17 protein-coding genes are annotated in these 16,888 nt (G+C 61.2%); 12 read left to right on the top strand and 5 right to left on the bottom strand.

Translation table 11 applies throughout. The features are described from left to right. The first annotated feature begins 193 nt into the window (after positions 1–193). Together ACOYQJ_RS24845 and ACOYQJ_RS24840 are read left to right on the top strand one after the other, a co-directional pair. The gene (locus tag ACOYQJ_RS24845; protein WP_093039367.1) at positions 194–730 is read left to right on the top strand and encodes a TRAP transporter small permease subunit; all 537 of its coding nucleotides are present in this window, start codon (positions 194–196) and stop codon (positions 728–730) included. A gap of 1 nt (position 731) precedes the next feature. After that, positions 732–2,051, top strand: a complete 1,320-nt coding sequence (locus ACOYQJ_RS24840) for a TRAP transporter large permease (protein ID WP_245770755.1) — start codon at positions 732–734, stop codon at positions 2,049–2,051. A gap of 86 nt (positions 2,052–2,137) precedes the next feature. On the opposite strand, the gene ACOYQJ_RS24835 is transcribed toward ACOYQJ_RS24840, so the two are convergent. Then, positions 2,138–2,836 carry a FadR/GntR family transcriptional regulator gene (locus ACOYQJ_RS24835; protein ID WP_422908586.1) on the bottom strand — a complete coding sequence of 233 codons (699 nt, stop codon included), beginning with the start codon at positions 2,834–2,836 and terminating at the stop codon, positions 2,138–2,140. A 294-nt stretch (positions 2,837–3,130) separates the two neighbouring features. Between ACOYQJ_RS24835 and ACOYQJ_RS24830 the strand changes: the two genes are divergently transcribed. The 4 genes from ACOYQJ_RS24830 (at position 3,131) to ACOYQJ_RS24815 (ending at position 7,806) form a co-directional block, all read left to right on the top strand. After that, positions 3,131–4,783 carry an FAD-binding oxidoreductase gene (locus ACOYQJ_RS24830; RefSeq protein WP_093039364.1) on the top strand — a complete coding sequence of 551 codons (1,653 nt, stop codon included), beginning with the start codon at positions 3,131–3,133 and terminating at the stop codon, positions 4,781–4,783. A gap of 96 nt (positions 4,784–4,879) precedes the next feature. Next, entirely contained in the window at positions 4,880–6,103 is a 1,224-nt protein-coding gene (locus tag ACOYQJ_RS24825) for a CaiB/BaiF CoA transferase family protein (RefSeq protein ID WP_093039363.1), read from the top strand. A gap of 40 nt (positions 6,104–6,143) precedes the next feature. Continuing rightward, a complete protein-coding gene (locus ACOYQJ_RS24820; RefSeq protein WP_093039362.1) occupies positions 6,144–7,349 on the top strand; it encodes an NAD(P)/FAD-dependent oxidoreductase in 1,206 nt (401 codons plus the stop codon). 250 nt (positions 7,350–7,599) lie between these two features. Next, positions 7,600–7,806: a hypothetical protein gene (locus ACOYQJ_RS24815; RefSeq protein ID WP_422908585.1), complete on the top strand. Its 207-nt coding sequence runs from the start codon at positions 7,600–7,602 to the stop codon at positions 7,804–7,806. A 33-nt stretch (positions 7,807–7,839) separates the two neighbouring features. Here ACOYQJ_RS24815 and ACOYQJ_RS24810 read toward each other — a convergent pair whose 3' ends face one another. Next, complete coding sequence (locus ACOYQJ_RS24810) at positions 7,840–8,421, bottom strand: recombinase family protein (protein WP_422908584.1); 582 nt, start codon at positions 8,419–8,421, stop codon at positions 7,840–7,842. A gap of 196 nt (positions 8,422–8,617) precedes the next feature. Here ACOYQJ_RS24810 and ACOYQJ_RS24805 point away from each other — a divergent pair, with 196 nt between their 5' ends. From ACOYQJ_RS24805 to ACOYQJ_RS24795, 3 genes are all read left to right on the top strand, one after another. After that, on the top strand, positions 8,618–10,030 hold the full coding sequence (locus tag ACOYQJ_RS24805; protein ID WP_093039426.1) for a TnsB C-terminal domain-containing protein: 1,413 nt from the start codon (positions 8,618–8,620) through the stop codon (positions 10,028–10,030). Further along, positions 10,030–10,848 (top strand): AAA family ATPase, encoded by an 819-nt coding sequence (locus tag ACOYQJ_RS24800; RefSeq protein WP_217649925.1) that lies wholly within the window; start codon positions 10,030–10,032, stop codon positions 10,846–10,848. Before ACOYQJ_RS24805 ends, ACOYQJ_RS24800 begins: the two co-directional genes overlap by 1 nt. Before the next feature lie 88 nt (positions 10,849–10,936). Next, positions 10,937–11,092, top strand: coding sequence for a hypothetical protein (locus ACOYQJ_RS24795; RefSeq protein ID WP_422908583.1), 156 nt, complete (start codon positions 10,937–10,939; stop codon positions 11,090–11,092). A gap of 162 nt (positions 11,093–11,254) precedes the next feature. On the opposite strand, the gene ACOYQJ_RS24790 is transcribed toward ACOYQJ_RS24795, so the two are convergent. Genes ACOYQJ_RS24790 through mobQ form a run of 3 tightly spaced genes read right to left on the bottom strand, consistent with a single transcriptional unit; the run spans position 11,255 to position 13,433 of the window. Further along, positions 11,255–11,860 carry an HAD family hydrolase gene (locus ACOYQJ_RS24790; RefSeq protein ID WP_422908582.1) on the bottom strand — a complete coding sequence of 202 codons (606 nt, stop codon included), beginning with the start codon at positions 11,858–11,860 and terminating at the stop codon, positions 11,255–11,257. Then, positions 11,857–12,138, bottom strand: a complete 282-nt coding sequence (locus ACOYQJ_RS24785) for a hypothetical protein (RefSeq protein WP_422908581.1) — start codon at positions 12,136–12,138, stop codon at positions 11,857–11,859. Before ACOYQJ_RS24785 ends, ACOYQJ_RS24790 begins: the two co-directional genes overlap by 4 nt. Positions 12,139–12,170: 32 nt before the next feature. Continuing rightward, a complete protein-coding gene (mobQ, locus tag ACOYQJ_RS24780) occupies positions 12,171–13,433 on the bottom strand; it encodes a MobQ family relaxase (RefSeq protein ID WP_422908580.1) in 1,263 nt (420 codons plus the stop codon). Positions 13,434–14,226: 793 nt separating this feature from the next. On the opposite strand from mobQ, the gene ACOYQJ_RS24775 reads away from it, so the two are divergent. Genes ACOYQJ_RS24775 through ACOYQJ_RS24765 form a run of 3 tightly spaced genes read left to right on the top strand, consistent with a single transcriptional unit; the run spans position 14,227 to position 16,760 of the window. After that, positions 14,227–14,526 carry a mobilization protein gene (locus ACOYQJ_RS24775; protein ID WP_422908579.1) on the top strand — a complete coding sequence of 100 codons (300 nt, stop codon included), beginning with the start codon at positions 14,227–14,229 and terminating at the stop codon, positions 14,524–14,526. After that, positions 14,526–16,178, top strand: a complete 1,653-nt coding sequence (locus tag ACOYQJ_RS24770; RefSeq protein ID WP_422908578.1) for a type IV secretory system conjugative DNA transfer family protein — start codon at positions 14,526–14,528, stop codon at positions 16,176–16,178. The genes ACOYQJ_RS24775 and ACOYQJ_RS24770 overlap by 1 nt, the downstream gene beginning before the upstream one ends. 18 nt (positions 16,179–16,196) lie before the next feature. Beyond that, positions 16,197–16,760 (top strand): hypothetical protein, encoded by a 564-nt coding sequence (locus ACOYQJ_RS24765; RefSeq protein WP_422908577.1) that lies wholly within the window; start codon positions 16,197–16,199, stop codon positions 16,758–16,760. Positions 16,761–16,888: the final 128 nt, after the last annotated feature.

Here is a 16,888-nt window from a genome sequence, read left to right as displayed (position 1 = left end):
CGGCGGAATGGGCCGACAAGGTCGCCGCCGACAATCCCTGGTTCGCAAAGGTTCTGGAATCACAGCGCGCATATGAGGCGCTGTGGGAGAACTCTGAAAACTACAGGTAACTTCAGGCGTAGATATCATGTGTTCTTGCATCCTGGGCATCGACAGGTGTCCGGGATGTTGTTGAGAGACATCGGGGGGAAGCATGTCACGTTTGGTCAACCTGCTGGAAAGCATCGTCCGGGGCTTTGGTTACCTGGCCGCCATCCTGGTTCTGCCGCTGATCGCGGCGATGATCTGGGAAGTCTTTTCGCGCTACGTGCTGAAAGCCCCCACCATCTGGGCGTTCGAGGTCAGCTATATGCTCATGGGGACGCTGTTTGTCGTCGGGCTGGGATACACGTTGCAAATGCATAACAACGTGCGGGTCGATTTTTTCTATGGCGCGGTCAGCAAACGCTGGCGCGCCGCGATCGATCTTTTGATCTTTGCGATGATGACGGTGTTTACCGTCTGGCTGCTGTTCGGGCTGTGGGATTACCTCTGGGAAGCGGTCAGACGAAACGAGACGTCGGGTGAATCCTTCTGGAACCCGCCGGTCTGGCCTTTTCGGCTGTGTTTCATCATCGGTTTTGCGCTGTTCCTGCTTCAGCTGGTTCTGGAGCTGATCAAATGCCTCTTCGTGTTGTTTGACCGTGATCCGCCGGGATGCACCCCGGAAAGCCTGAAAGGGGCAATCTGACGTGGAACTGGCTTTATGGATGTTTCCGGCGCTTTTTGTCGCCATATTTATCGGGGTTCCGGTCGCCTTTGCGCTTCTGGGGGTGTCGCTGGTCTTTGGTTTCATAAGGTTCGGCGATGCCGCCGTGCACCAGTTCATCGCCGAGGTTCAGGATCTTGCATCGAACTATGTGCTGGCCGCAGTGCCGCTGTTCATCCTGATGGGCACGCTGCTGGAAAGCACCGGCATTGCCAAACAGCTGTTCAAAGCCGTCCATATGTGGACCCGCCGGCTGCCCGGCAGCCTGGCGGTCAGCACCATCCTGCTGGGCACGGTCTTTGCCGCGGCCAGCGGCGTGGTCGGGGCCACCGAAACCGTCATCGGGCTGTTGGCCATCCCGGTCATGCTGAGCCACAATTACAGCAAATCGCTGATTTCGGGCACGGTCTGCGGCGGCGGCTCGCTGGGAACCGCGATCCCGCCCTCGGTGGTGGTGATCGTGCTGGCGCCCTCGGCCGATGTTTCGGTGGGGTCGCTTTTTGCCGCCATCCTGTTTCCCGGCCTGATGATGGCGGGGCTGTTCATCCTGTATATCATCGTCCATGCCACGCTGGACCCCCGTGTCGCCCCCCGGTCTCTGCCCGACGAAGACGACGACGGGATGAGCCTGCTGGGAAAACTCAGGTTCACGCTTGTGGCCTTTCTGCCGCCGGTGCTGCTGATCTTTTCCGTGCTGGGGACCATTCTGCTGGGCTGGGCCACCCCGACAGAGGCTGCGGCCTGCGGCGCGCTTGGCACGCTGCTGCTGACGGCGACAATGGGACAGTTCAAGCTGGCGGTGTTCTGGAACGCGATCAAACGGTCGCTGCTGATTTCGGTGATGATCCTGACGATCCTTCTGGGCGGTCACATCTTTTCGGGCATTTTCGCGGCCTCCGGCGGCGTTTCGGCGACCCGTGAAATTCTCGATGCGGCCAACCTGTCGCCCTGGAGCATCATCCTGCTGATCCTGCTGATCGGGTTTATCGGCGGGTTCATCCTGGATCTTGTTTCGGTGGTGTTGATCGTCATTCCGCTGGCGATTCCGATCGTCAATGCGCTTGGCTTTGATACGATCTGGTTCCTGGTCCTGTTCCTGATCGTTCTGCAGACCGGGTATCTTACCCCCCCGATGGCCCCGTCCATATTCTATCTGCGCAGCATTTCGCCGCCAGAAATGCTGCTGAAACATATGTACCGGGGGGTCATTCCGTTCATCGGAATGCAACTGGTCACGCTGGTTCTGGTGATGGCGTTCCCGGAACTGGCCCTGTGGCTGCCCGAATATATCAGGGGACCATGACACCCCTGCGGGCGGCCTGGCCGGCGGGGGGCCACTCACCCTCTCCGCCGGCGAACCGGGGGTGATCCCCCGCCGACAGGCGGCGATCAGGGCAGTTCTTCGGCCAGGATGGTTTTCCACAGGGTCGATGTCTGCGACAGGTGTTCCTGCATGATCTTCGCGCAGCGCTCGGGGTCGCCTTCCGACAGGGTGGCAAATATTTTCAGATGCTGGGCATGGGAAATCCGGCATCTTTCGGGGTCTGAAAAATACATGACCCGGCGGTCCTTGGACAGTTCGTAAAACGAATTGACGACCCGCAACAGCAACGAGTTCCGCGTGCTGGCCGCGATCCGTTTGTGGAATTCTTCGTCCTCTTTTTCGATCGGCTGGCCTTCGTTCAGGCGCTCTTCGGTCTGGTCCAGCACCTGTCGGATGTCTTTCAGGTCGTCTTCGCTGCGCCGGGTGGCGGCAATGCGGATGGCTTCGATTTCCAGGATGCGCCGCAATTCGATGGCGTCATGGATTTCATGCGCGTCCGGGATCATCCCCGACTGAACCTGCAACACCAGCGCGTCGATGCTGCTGTCCGCGCGCATGTCGCGCAGGTACAGGCCGGACTGGGGCCGGCGTTCAATGACCCGCAACGCTTCGAGCGCGGTCACCGCTTCGCGAATCGCCGGGCGCGTGGTGCCGAATTTCTCGGCAAACTCGCGTTCGGAAAACAGCCGGTCGCCGTTTTCGAAATGCCGCTGGCGGATGAACTTCAAAATCTCACCCTGCAATAAATATGATTTCGAAGACATATCATGATTCTGAAAACTACTGGTCTGTGAATCCTAGACCGTTCGCGGGCTTGGTACTACCAGAATCTTTTGCGATTTTGGCGGCCAAAGCCCGCTGTCGGATCAACGCCTGCGCTGCTGCGCATCTGAAGTGGCCCCTTGACTCGTCCCGCCCGCCTTGCTAGCTGGTATTACCAACAAGGCTATACCAGAATGGTTTCTGCCCGACGGTTGGCCGCAAGCGCATGACATCCTGAAAAGCCCGCCGGCCTGACGGATGTCTTGTGGCCATAAACAGGCTGAAAGGAGAGGGCCATGTCATCAAAGAGAAGCGGGTATTTCGGCGAGCGCCGTAAATTCTGGACCTGGGGTTACGAAAGCGACGAGACCCCGCAGGCTGCCATCGACAGCATGTGCGAACGGGTGGCCAAACGGCTGAACGTGCCGGGTTTCGATCTGACCCCGGACCCGACGCTGGACGAAATCGAACTGCGCGCACCGCGCATCGAAATCCCGCGCACGCTGGAATCGTTCTGTACCTCGGACAAATGGGACCGGGTCATCCATACCTATGGCAAAGGCTATAAGGACATGGCCAAGATCTACCGGCGTCAGTTCGACAACCCGCCGGACATCATTGCCTATCCGCAGAACGAAGAAGACATTGCCGCGGTCCTGGACTGGTGCGGTGAAAATGGTTACGCGGCCATTCCTTTCGGTGGCGGCTCAAGCGTGACGGGGGGCTTTTTTGCCCCGGACGGCGATGAATATCCCGGCGTTGTCATCATCGACCTTGGCAACATGAACAAGATCCTTGAAATCGACCCGGTCTCGCGCGCGGCGCGCATCCAGGGCGGCAAACTGGGGCCGGCGCTGGAATCCGAACTCAAGCCGCACGGGCTGACCCTGCGCCATATCCCGCAATCCTGGGAATTTTCGTCGCTGGGCGGCTGGATCGCCACCCGGTCGGCGGGGCATTATGCCACCCAGCTGACCCATATCGACGAAATGGTGCAGTCTTTGCGGGTCGTGACCCCTTCGGGCACCATCCAGAACCGCCGCCTGCCCGGATCCGGGGCAGGGCCCGACCCGGACCGCACCTTCATCGGTTCCGAAGGGACGATGGGCATCATCACCGAAGCCTGGATGCGGCTGCAGGGCCGGGTCAAGTTCCGCGCCAATGCCTCCATTTCATTCAAGACCTTCTATGAAGGCGCGGATGCGGTGCGCCAGATCACCCAGGCCGGGCTGTTCCCCGCCAATGCGCGGTATCTCGACGAACAGGATGCGTTTTTCTACGGCGCGGGGGATGGCACGGAATCGGTTCTGCTGCTGGGCTTTGAATCGGCGGATCACCCGGTGGATGCCTGGTTGGAGCGCGGCCTGGAAATCTGCCAGGATTACGGCGGTGTCGTAAAACAGAAGGCCGGTACAGTCGACAACGCGCTGGAAACCAGCCGGTCCGGGGCGCAGGGCAGCTGGCGCGACCAGTTCCGTTACCTGCCGCGCCTGATGCACGTCCGGGCCGCCATGGGGATTGTCAGTTTCACCTTTGAAACCGCCTATACCTGGGACATCTTCAAGGAAATCGACACCGAGATCATGGCCCGCATGGCCGATGCCGAAAAGCGGATCACCGGTGGCGGCATCGTGTGCCGCAGGTTCTCGTTCCTGTATCCCGATGGGCCGGCGCCGTATTATTCGATCATGGCGCCCTCGACCCATGCGCGCTGCCTGGAGGATTACCAGGCCTTGTCGGACGTGGCTTCGGATACTCTGACCGAGCTGGGCGCGACAATCACGCACCACCACGCGGTCGGCCGGACCTTCCGCCCCTGGTACGACAAGGAAGTCGATCCGCTGTATCGCAAGGCGCTTGGCGCCATCAAGGGCGAGCTTGATCCGAACTGGATCATGAACCCCGGCCTTTTGGTCGACAAGCCGAAGAACTTCAAGATCGTCGGTTAAACGCCCCGTATCCAGAGCGCCGTTTCCCGGTTTTTCGGCGTTCTGGATCAGCCCGGCATGGGCAGATTACATGTCTCACAACAGAAAGGTCACGCTATGGCAGGCCCGCTTACGGATATGAAGGTGCTGGACCTTTCGCGCATTCTGGCCGGTCCGTGGCTGACCCAGATCCTGTCCGATCTCGGGGCCGAGGTCTGGAAAGTCGAACGCCCCGGCAGCGGCGACGACACCCGCCACTGGGGCCCGCCCTATATGAAGGACGACGCTGGCAACGATGCCGAGGATTCGGCCTATTTCCAGGCGGCGAACCGCGGCAAGAAATCCATCTGCATCGACATCCGCAGCGCCGAGGGGCAACAGGTTGTCCACCGGCTGGTGCAAAAGGCCGATGTCGTTGTCGAGAATTACAAATTCGGCGATCTGGCCCGGTATGGGCTGGATTACGACAGCCTGGCCGCCAGCAACCCCGCGATCGTCTATTGTTCGATCACCGGCTACGGGCAGACCGGTCCCTACCGGGAACGGGCCGGGTATGACATGGCCATCCAGGCGATCAGCGGCCTGATGAGCATCACCGGCGAACGCCAGGACCGACCCGGCGGCGGCCCACAGAAAGTGGGGGTTCCGATTGCCGATCTGATGACCGGGACCATGTCCGCCGCCGCCGTCATCGCCGCCTATCACCACGCCCGGAAAACCGGCGAAGGGCAAAGTGTCGACATGGCATTGCTGGATGTGATGGTGACCACCCTGGCCAACCAGAACATGAACTATCTCTGCACCGGCGATGCGCCCCGGCTCATGGGCAACGCGCATCCCAATATCGTGCCCTATCGCACCTTTCAGACCGCGGACGGGAATTTTGTCCTCGCCGTCGGAAACGACCGCCAATACGCCAAGTTCTGCGAGGCCGCAGGCTGTCGGCATCTGGCGACCGATCCCAGGTATATCGACAACGCCAACCGGCTGAAAAACCGCGAAACGCTGGAAGCGGAATTGCAGGACATATTGTGTCTCAAACCAACCGCGCAGTGGATTGATGAGCTGTCCCGGCTGGGCATCCCCTGCGCCCCGATCAACACCCTGGACCAGGTGTTTTCCGACGAACAGATACGCGCACGGGACCTGCTGCAGCACGCTGAACACAAACATAACGCCAGGATGCCCATCGTCAGCAGCCCGATCAAACTGTCGCGGACAAGGCTGGACACCGGGTCTGCCGCGCCGGTCCTGAACCAGCACCGGGACTATATACTGGACGAGGTTCTGGGTCTGTCGGACGACGAAAAGACCCGGCTGGCCAAAGGCATCCCGGTGTGATCCGGCCCCGGCCTGACCCCGATCGACGCGGCAGGTTGCAATGACCGGGATCGTCATCGTCGGCGCGGGCCAGGCCGGGGCCGCGCTCGCAGCAAAACTGCGCACCCTGGGATACACCGGGGCCCTGACGATGATCGGTGACGAGGCGTCGCTGCCCTATCAGCGCCCGCCCCTGTCAAAAGGCTATCTGCTGGGCGAAGTCACACAAGAACAGCTGTACCTGCGCGCGCCGGCCTATTGGGACGCGCAAAACGTGACGCTCAGGCTCGGGGCGCGGGTCACCGCGATTGATCGCATCGCAAAGACCGTGCAGGTGGGGGCGGAAACCGTTCCCTATGACCAGCTTGCACTGACCACCGGGTCATGCCCGCGCCGGTTGCCGGCGGCGATCGGCGGCGACCTGCCGGGGGTCCACACGCTGCGCACCCTTGCCGATATCGACGCCATGGCCCCGGATTTTCAGGCCGGGCGCAAGCTGCTGATTGTCGGGGGCGGCTATATCGGCCTGGAAGCGGCAGCGGTCGGGGCCAGGCTGGGGCTGACGGTTGCGCTGGTCGAAATGGCCCCGCGTATCCTGCAGCGCGTCGCGGCGCCCGAGACGTCGGATTATTTTCGCGCGCTGCATGCGGATCATGGCGTTACCATCCATGAAAACACCGGTCTTGAACGGCTGACCGGCACGCGCCGCGTCACCGGGGCGATCCTGTCGGACGGCAGCACGATCAAGGCCGACCTGGTCATCGCCGGGGTCGGCGTCAGGCCGATGACGGCGCTGGCCGAAGATGCCGGGCTGCAGATCGACCAGGGCATTTGCACCGATGAACAGGGGCGCAGTTCGGATGCGTCGATCTGGGCCGCGGGCGACTGCGCCTCGTTTCCGTACCGGGGCGGGCGCATCAGGCTGGAAAGCGTCGGCAATGCCATCGCCCAAGCCGAGATCGTGGCCGAAAACATGCTGGGGGCGGGCAAACCCTATGCGGCAAAGCCATGGTTCTGGTCGGATCAATATGACGTGAAATTGCAGATCGCCGGGCTGAACACCGGGTATGACCGGATCGTGCCCCGCCGGATGGACAGCGGCGCGGTCAGTTTCTGGTATTACAGGGGCGCGCGCCTGATTGCCCTGGACGCGATGAACGACGCGCGGGCCTATATGATCGGCAAACGCCTGATCGAAGCCGGAAAATCCCCCGACCCAGCCGCGATTTCCGATCCCGAAACCGATCTCAAATCGCTGCTGAAATAGACCGCAAATACAACCCGGTGCAGCGCGGCACGGGCATCCCCTTCCGGGGTTTTTGCAAGACGTGGCTGAAACTTTTACCGGGCCTCCCGCGTGGGTTCGGTATCGCGGGTGCAAAATCGGGTCGCCCCCAAATCATCGCCGGGGCGCTACCAAATGGCATCTTTCGAAATACATGTGGCACCACCGGCGGCTTTTGCCGGTTCGCCCGGACCCCTGAATCCCCGTCCCCGCTTTGGAAAGGCCCCTGAATATGCGTCTCTCTCGGATCGTGACCGCCCTTTTTCTCGCTGTTTGCAGCCCCGGCGCAAATGCCCACGAACTCTGGATCGAACCAGAACAATGGCAGACCCCGCCCGCCGCCGAAATCAACGCCAACCTGGTCAACGGAGAGAATTTCAGCGGGCGCAGGCTGGCCTGGAAAGAACGCTCCACCCTGCGGGCGGAACGCTGGGTGTGACCTTCGCCGCTATCTGGCGCATTTTTTTCGTCGTTAAGCGGCGCTCGCTGTTCGATTGAGCGTCCTGTAAACGGTTGGCCTTGAAACGGCGAATAGCTCGGCGAGGTCGCTGATTGAATAGTCGCCGGTGTCGTGCATGCGGCGCAGTTCCTTGTGTTGTTTGTCGGACAGCTTCGGTTTCTTACCCTTCAGCTTTCCCTTGGCGCGGGCGATGGCCATGCCTTCGCGGGTGCGCATGCGGATCAGGTCGGCCTCGAACTCGGCGAAGGTGGCAAGGATATTAAAGAACATCTTTCCCATCGGATCAGTCGGGTCATGGACATTGGCTCCGATGGCGAGTTTGACGCCAGTCTTTTCAAGCTGATCCGCAATCGCACGGGCGTCAGGGACGGAACGTGCCAGCCGGTCAAGTTTTGGCACCACGAACGTATCCCCTTCGCGCACCGCCGCCAGAGCTTGGGCCAGACCGGGGCGCTCCCGATTTGTGCCAGTCAGGCCGTGATCGGTGTAAATGCGTTTTTCCGGCACATTGAGATCGAGAAGCGCCGCGCGCTGTGCAGCGAGGTCCTGTTTGTCGGTCGAGCAGCGTGCGTAGCCGATGCGGGTTTCAGTCATGTGTGCGTCCTTGGGCCGGAAATGGCCGAAGATTGCCTGGCCATGCAATGAGTGTAACGCAAAAGACCCCTTCAATGACACAACCATCGTACCAATCAAATGAGATTCGATTTCCCCAATGGATGTTGATGAAAGACCGGCGGTGAGAAGCCGTCCGGTGAGCGATCCCCTTACGGACACCTGAAAGGAGGGAACAATGGATGACGCGATGCGCCGTTTTGCAGTTCTCAGACCTCACATTGAGGATGGTGTTGCTCTGACCGCTGCGGCGCGGGCGGCAGATGTTTCGATCCGGACGGCGCAACGCTGGTTGTCTCGCTACCAAGCGTTCGGGCTGGAAGGTTTGGAACGGCGGATGCGGTCAGATGCAAAAACCCGCAAGCTACCGCACGAACTGGTACGCCTGATCGAAGGGCTGGCACTACGCAAACCCCGACTGTCCAGCGCAGCAATTCACCGGCGTGTCACGGCGGCGGCAAAAGCCCAGGACTGGCGCGTTCCGACTTACAGAACCGTCTACGACATTATCCGGGCTCTTGATCCGGCCATGGTCACGCTGGCGCAGGACGGGGCCGCTGCCTACCGTGATCGCTATGAGCTGATCTACCGGCACCGAGCCACAGCCCCCAATGTGATCTGGCAAGCCGACCACACGATGCTTGATATCCTGATCCTTGATGCGAACGGAACGGCGGTGCGCCCGTGGCTGACCATGATCATGGACGACCATTCCCGCGCCATTGCCGGATATCTGGTCTTTCTGGGTGCACCATCTGCCCTGCAAACATCCCTCGCGCTCCGGCAGGCGATCTGGCGCAAGCAGAACCCGGATTGGCCGGTCTGTGGCATCCCGGATGTGCTTTATGTCGATCACGGCAGCGACTTCACATCTGAACACCTCGATCAGGCAGCAGCAGCCCTGCGCTTTCAGATTATCTATTCGGCTGTCGCTCGCCCCCAGGGCCGCGGAAAGATCGAACGGTTCTTTGGGACGGTGAACACTGAACTGCTATCTGACTTGCCCGGTTGTCTTGCACACGGCAAACCTGCGATCCGCCCAAAGCTCTCTCTGACAGAACTGGACGCCGCGATTTGTGAGTGGATCGTCAACACCTACAACGCTCGCATCCACAGTGAGATTGGCACGACACCCATATCCTGCTGGTGTGGCAAAGGCTGGTTGCCACAGATGCCTGACAGTCTTGAAGACCTCGATCTGCTGCTCGTCATGGTCGCCAAGCCCCGCACCGTCCGTCGCGATGGTGTTCACTTTCAGGGGCTGCGTTTCATGAGCCCGATTTTGGCTCCCTATGTCGGCGAGGCCGTGACCATCCGCTACGACCCGCGCGATCTGGCTGAGATACGCATTTTCCACAAGAACCGCTTTCTGTGCCGGGCGATCAGTCCCGAATACGCGCATGAGACAGTTACATTAAAGGACATTCAGACAGCTCGATCCGCCCACCGGCGTGCCCTGCGCGGCCAGATAAATGAACGGGTCCGGACGGTGGCCGAGTTTCTACCCGATGGAAAGAAACGCCCGCTGCCTTCAGCAAAACCTGCCCCAGCACGCAAAACAAAGCTCCGAACTTACGAGACGGACGACTGATGATGGCAGGGCACCGCAATGGCACGTTCATCTCCACAAAAGAACATCGCCGGTTCATGGAGTTCGTCAGCGCCGTGAAAAAGCATCGCTATATCGGTATATGCTTTGGCCCCGCTGGTGTCGGAAAAACCATCTCGGCACAGCGCTGCGCCCGATGGGACAAGGCCGGGCTGTTACTGGATACCTGGGGGCCGCGCGATCCGTCAGACATGATCGCCTACAAGGCCCTCGCGAGATCGCGCACAGCCTTCTACACGCCAACAGTCAGTGAACCTGCCCGTCAAACCCGCGATGATCTGGGAACCCTGATGACTCGAATCGAAGGGTGTATCGAGCTTGCACAACATCCAGAGAAGGTTTTCCCCGACAACAGACGTTTGAGCCTGATCAACCTTCTGATCATTGACGAAGCAGAGCGCCTATCGGCCCAAGGCCTCGAACATGTGCGCGATATCTTCGACCGAATGGGCATCAGCGTCATCCTCATCGGCATGCCCGGTCTCGAGCGACGGCTTGAACGCTATCCACAATTCTATAGTCGCATCGGTTTTGCGCATCATTATCGCACGTTAAAAGGTGACGAGTTGACCTTTGTACTCACCCGTCACTGGCGCAAGCTGGGACTGCAATTGGACGATGCCGACTTCACAGACCATCAGGCCATTGCATCTATCGCCCGGATCACCGGTGGCAACTTCCGCCTCCTGCAGCGGTTGTTCGTTCAAATCGAACGCATCCTGAAGATCAACGAATTGTCCTTGGTCACGGACGACGTGGTAGAGGCCGCACGATCCACCCTCGTCATCGGTGCCACATAGCGATGAAGAAACCGCGTCAGATAGCGGCGAAGGTCACAAACGCCGCACCGATTGGTTCGCTAAAGGCGTGCTGAAGCAGCATCGAACCTTGGCCTCCACGCTCAACACGCTGATCGGCGCAGGGTTTGAGTTGCGCCGATTGGAAGAGTTTGCGCCCACGCAAGAACAGATCGCGGAGATACCGGAACTGGCCGAAGAGCTTGAGCGACCGATGATGATGCTGGTTTCGGCGCACAAGCGTTGATTCCACCCGCCGCCCAGTCCCAACGTCTGGGCGGCGGAAATTCGAGCGACTGAAAGGGCTCCTTCCAGCCATTAGATCGGGTGCAGCATTTCCTAAAGTCGGGGCTGTCCGCCCCCTGCCCTTGCGGGCATTCCCCTGAGGATATTTTTGGCAAGATGAACGTCAGCCTGACTGCATCGCCGCGACCAGCGCGTCCACATGCAGTGCCTTCATTCCCGCCGCTTGCGGCCCTTCGATGTCTGCGCGCGGCGTATCCCCGACAAACAGCACCTTGCCCGGATCGAGCTGCAATCCGTTCAACACCTGCGCATAAATCGCAGGCTCCGGCTTGATCGCCCCGACTTTGCAAGACAGCACCTCCACGTCCGGCGTGTCGGGTAGCTGTCGTCTCATGGCGGCAACGTAGTCGCTTGCGAGATTGGAACAGAGCGCCAGACGCAATCCCTTGCTGCGCAGTCTGGTCCAGATTTCCGCCATGCCGGGACGCAGGGCAATGGACTGGCCCTCAATGATGGACAGCTCCAGCACCTCAAGCAGAGCATACGCCAAAGCATATGAGTCCATCTCGATCCCAAGCGCCCTGGGCCAATCCGTAAATGGCCTGTCCTCCCGCATGAGCCTGTGCTTCAGTTCCCGCCGCTTATCGGCAGGCAAAGCCCGGAACAGCGGCATGAACGCTTTACGTTTTTCGGTGATTTCGACCAGCGTACCGAAGGCGTCGAAACACACCGCCTCGATTCCGTCGAAGATCGGCGGAAGCCCGGTCACAGACCCAAGGGCTGCGCGTCCGGCTTCCTGTCGAACAGAACCACGCGCCCGTCCCCACTGTCCGGATTGTTGACCAGCACGAACGGCACATCCGCCCCGTCCTTCTCATAGATACAACGGTATTTCATCTGGCCATCGAGCGGATCGCGCACTTGGTCGTAGCGATAGCTGTGCCCGATCCCGGTCTCGATCCACGCCTCGACTCCCGCGCGTGTCACCAAGGACAGCGGTTCTCCGTCCAGCAGGATCGTCTCGCCGACATTCATCACTTCGTTCATTCTCAATCTCCAATGCTTGTTTTCAATCTGGGTCAGTGACTGAGGCCCCGGTCGCGATCCGCGTCCCTGTCGATCTCTTTCTCGCTCTCGACCTCGCGATCCTTCTGCGGCTCGTCTTCGATCTCCAGCTTCTCACGCGGCTTGTTCAGCACATCATCCAGCCGCTGACGGATCGACGGTTTTTCGCCGTCTTCCGCGCCCGCGTCCCGCTCGACGCCCTGATCCTTGTCCAGCGCCTCGCGCAACCGCTCCTGCGCAGAACGCTTCGGTTCTTCGTCACCCTGCACACCGCGTTCCGGCACGTCCCGGTCTGGACCGTCCCGCCCGGTGATCTGCGCCAACCGCTCCCGGATGTCGTCAGACGAACGTGGTCCGCGTTCTTTCGATGTCGCCGCCCTGAGCGCGGCCAACCCGGCTGAGACACGCCCCTGCCCTTCCTCGCGGGCCGTCCCATAGGTCTCCCGCGCCAGCTCAACCCGTTCGCGCATCTCTCGAAACGCTGCGCGGGCCTGACGGGCGGCATGAACCACGGCCCCGCGCTCCGTGACCGGCACATATTCCCGGCCCTCACGCTCGGCCATTGCCTTCGCCCGCCGTTCCATCGAGTTCGCCGCCGGTCCCAGCTTCAGCTCCGGGTCGCGGTCCAGCTCCTCGGCGGACAGGGTGTCGCCGCGCTCCTGCGCCGCCTCGCGCTGCGTCTCAAGCGACCGGTGATCGACGCGCTCGACCTCGCCGACACGCTCCAGTGCGCGGTTCTGCAACTCGGCCCAGACGCCGCGCATCTGCTCGATCTCGACACCGCCGGTCTTCGCGGAATCCAGCACCCGCGTCTTGACGGTGAAGCCTTCCGCTTCCAGCTTGCGGGTGCTGGTCAGAACATGGGCGTGATGGTTGCGCTGATCGCCCTCACGGTGCGGCGCGTGGATCGCCACATCGACGGCCACGCAGTAGCGACTGACCAGCTCTTCGGCAAACTCGCGGGTGATCTGCGACCTGTCCTCGGCGCTGATTTCGGATGGCAGGGCCAGCTCCCATTCGCGGGCGGTGACGGAGTTGCGGCGGGTCTCGCTGGCCTCGGCTTCGTTCCAGAGTTTCGACCGGTCCTGCGCCCAGGCCGGGGCATTTTCAGGCGCGACAATGAACGTCTCCTCGATGCCCTGCTTGCGGGTGTAGTCATGGACCCGGCCCTCGCGCTGGCATTCGATGCGCTCGCCGACTCGGTAGGCGGCTGCGGCCACGACAGAGCGACCGGCGCTGCGTTTGATCGTCTTCACAGAGAGGTGGTAGCTGGCCATCAACTCCCCCCGCGATGGAGACGCAAACACGCGCGCGCGCGCCGCCGATGCGAGACGCCAGGCATGCCCATGCCGACCGGCTCTTGGCCCGTGACAAGAGCCGGGGCGTCAGCGCATGATGAGGGGGAAGTCTGCCCTGTCACCCTCGTGGACAGGCCAGACTTCAACCTCCCTGTTGGGCGAAAGCCGGGGGCTTCGGAACATCGTGTTCCGGAGCCGTCGGAGAGTTGCGAAACGGTCTTTTCCCCGCAGGCCCCAGCCTTGTGGTCGGCGGGCCGGAGGGGAAAAGACAGCCCGCTCGAAGAAGTGCAACGCACCACTGAGGCGCGGGCTTGCTCCTGATCAGGCATCCCATCCCCAGCTTTCTGGGGAGCGGGATGGGACACCGGATCAGGGGCGGTTTGCCACCGGCAAACCCAGCAAGGATCGGCACCGTCAGGTTCGACGATCCGCGCAGCCCGCAAGTGCGGCACCCCCTGCAATCCAGCCCCGGCCACGGGGCACGGGATGCCGACAGGGTGTCGTGATGCGGGACGCAATCCAACCGCGCAGGTTGGTCTGAGAGGGTTTGGGAGAGGCGATGCCGTCTCCCATTTCGATGCGCCTTGCATCGAAGGGGTCTGCCATCGGCTGGGGCGCAGCCCCGGAGAGATCGCACGCAAAGCTCGGAACCGAAGGTGGAGAGTTTGCATAAGTGCGCCCTTGTCCTTTACAGGCCTACGGGTAGGCTCTACCATCTGAGGTTGAAAGTCAAACTTCTCCACCCGCAAATCTGAAGATGGACTCACGCGATATGGCAGAAACAGAACTGGAGAAGGCGGAAAAGCGCTATGCCCAGGCCAAGGCACGGCTCCAGAGCATCCGCAATCGGGAAGCCACCAAACAGCGTAAACTCGACACACGGCGCAAGGTGATCCTGGGTGGCGCTCTCCTCGATCTGGCGGAACGGGATTCCGGGGCTGCCGCCATGCTCGACCGGCTGATCCGTAACCTCGCCCGTGAACAGGATCGCAAGGCCTTCGCGGACTGGGTGGCCCCCTCTGGTACTGCCTCCCCTGCCCCGTCCAGCTCTGACCCGGACACGCCGTCCTGATGCGGGGCGTGATCCGCCTCTTTGACGGACTGTTCCGGTTCTTCGGTCGGCTGATCTTCACCCCCATCCTGTTGGGCTGGATGATCGGGGCCGTCCTGTTCGGGGCGATGATTGGGTTCATCATCGGGGGCGTCGTGGCCATGACAGCCTTCGGCCCTCCGCTTGGCACCTCTGCCTGGGAATGGGCCATCATTGCGCCGCCTGTGTTCATCGGTGGCGTCTTCGGATTCCAGTATTGGCGCAAGACCTCCGGGGCCGATGCCTTCTTCGGGCTGACCGGTGACAGCCACGGTTCGGCCCGCTTTGCCAACCGCAAGGAGCTGAAGAAACTCCAGGGGGATGATGGTCTTCTGATCGGGCGCAATCCGCACACCGGACGGTTGCTGCGCTATGACGGTCCCGCCCACCTGATCACCCTCGCCCCGACACGGGCCGGGAAAGGCGTCGGCACCGTGATCCCGAACCTGCTGGCAGCAGAGCGCTCGGTCCTGGTCATCGACCCCAAGGGGGAGAATGCCCGGATCGCCGGGGAAGCGCGGCGGCGGTTTGGGACGGTTCACGTCCTCGATCCGTTTGAGGTCAGCGGAATGCCCTCTGCCGCCTACAACCCGCTCGACCGGCTGACACCGGACAGCCTCGATCTGGGCGAGGATGCCGCCTCCCTGACCGAAGCGCTTGTCATGGACCCACCGGGACAGGTGACGGAAGCGCATTGGAACGAAGAAGCCAAGGCCATCCTCGGCGGGCTGATCATGTTCTGCGTCTGTCATGAGGACCGCGACCGCCGAACCCTTGCCACCGTCCGGGAATATCTCACCCTGCCCCCGGAAAAGCTGCGCGCGCTGCTGGAGCTGATGCAGGACAGCGAAGCGGCGGGCGGGCTGATTGCCCGCGCCGCCAATCGGTTTCTGGGCAAGGCGGATCGCGAATCCGCCTCGGTCCTGTCGAATGCACAGCGCCACACGCACTTTCTGGACAGCCCGCGCATTGCCAAGGTGCTGTCGCGGTCGGATTTCCACTTCTCCGATCTGCGCCACCGGATCACGTCCGTGTTTCTGGTGCTGCCCCCCAACCGCATGGATGCCTACAGCCGCTGGCTGCGCCTTCTGGTCTCTCAGGCCCTCCAGGACATCGCACGGGACGCTGAAGCCTCTGTGAGCGCTCAGGGCGCTTCTCAGCGCCTCAAGGAGCCCACGCTGTTCCTCTTAGACGAGTTTGCTGCCCTGGGCCGTCTGGAGGCCGTAGAGCGCGCCATGGGGCTGATGGCGGGATATGGGCTTCAGCTTTGGCCGATCCTACAAGACATGAGCCAGCTCAGGGACCTCTACGGCGAACGCTCGGGCACCTTCATTGCCAATGCCGGGGTGCAACAGGTTTTCGGGGTGAATGATTATGAGACGGCGAAATGGCTGAGCCAGATGATCGGCCAGGAAACCACCGGGTTCCAGACCGACAGCTACAAGCCGGGCGACAATCCCAGCTTCAGCAACAACCTCACGGGCCGCGATCTGCTGACCCCGGATGAAATCATGCAGATGCCGCCTGAATTGCAGCTTCTGCGCGTCCAGGGCCAACCCTCCGCCCTGGCCCAAAAGCTGCGCTACTACGCCGACCCCGAGTTCAAGGGGCTGTTTGTCCCGCAGGACCAGTGATCCAAAGGATGACCCGCCATGACCGACACGCCTGACCCTAATCAACCTGAGTTCCCTGCCCTCACCGATAGCGAGCTGCGCGAAACCCTCGATCTCATGGCCACGGCGGTCGCCAGCATGTCCAACCGGATCGACGGTTTGACGACAGTTGCAAACAAGCAGATTGAAGTCTCGACCGAAGCGCGGATCGCAGCCTTCGCGGCACGGGATCAGACCAACCCGAAAAAATATGGCGAGCTGGTCGGCGCGACGATTGATGGAAAGATCGACGACAACCTGGTGCGCATGGGCCAGATGTGTGTCGATCTGTTTGAGGCTTCAAACAGGGCGCAGGATGCACTCAAGAAAACTGAAGAAGATAAGTCGGATGCCCTGCGTGCAGTCTGGGAGCGTGAACAGAAAGCGGAACGGTTGAAACAGCGTCTACCCTGGTTCGGTCTGGGCGCTGTTGTTCTGGCTTTGGTTCTGACGGTTCTGCTTCCTCGTTTCTTAGCCAGCTACCCATCCACATGCGCTGTCCTTGGGGCGACGTGGACTGCTACAACTGAGGGCGTCAACGCGTGCGTGTTCTACCAACCGTAGGACAGATTCCCAGCATTGGAGCTGTGTCGGCTCAACAAGCTGAGTGTTATATATGTGTTATTAAAGGTGTTACGAGAATCGGTCGATTCCTAACCCACTGATTTTGCTTTTGAAATTACGCCTATTTT

The sequence above is a fragment of the Pacificoceanicola algae genome (assembly GCF_049341065.1).
Classification (GTDB): domain Bacteria; phylum Pseudomonadota; class Alphaproteobacteria; order Rhodobacterales; family Rhodobacteraceae; genus Pacificoceanicola.
This window is presented reverse-complemented; position numbering and strand designations above follow the sequence as displayed.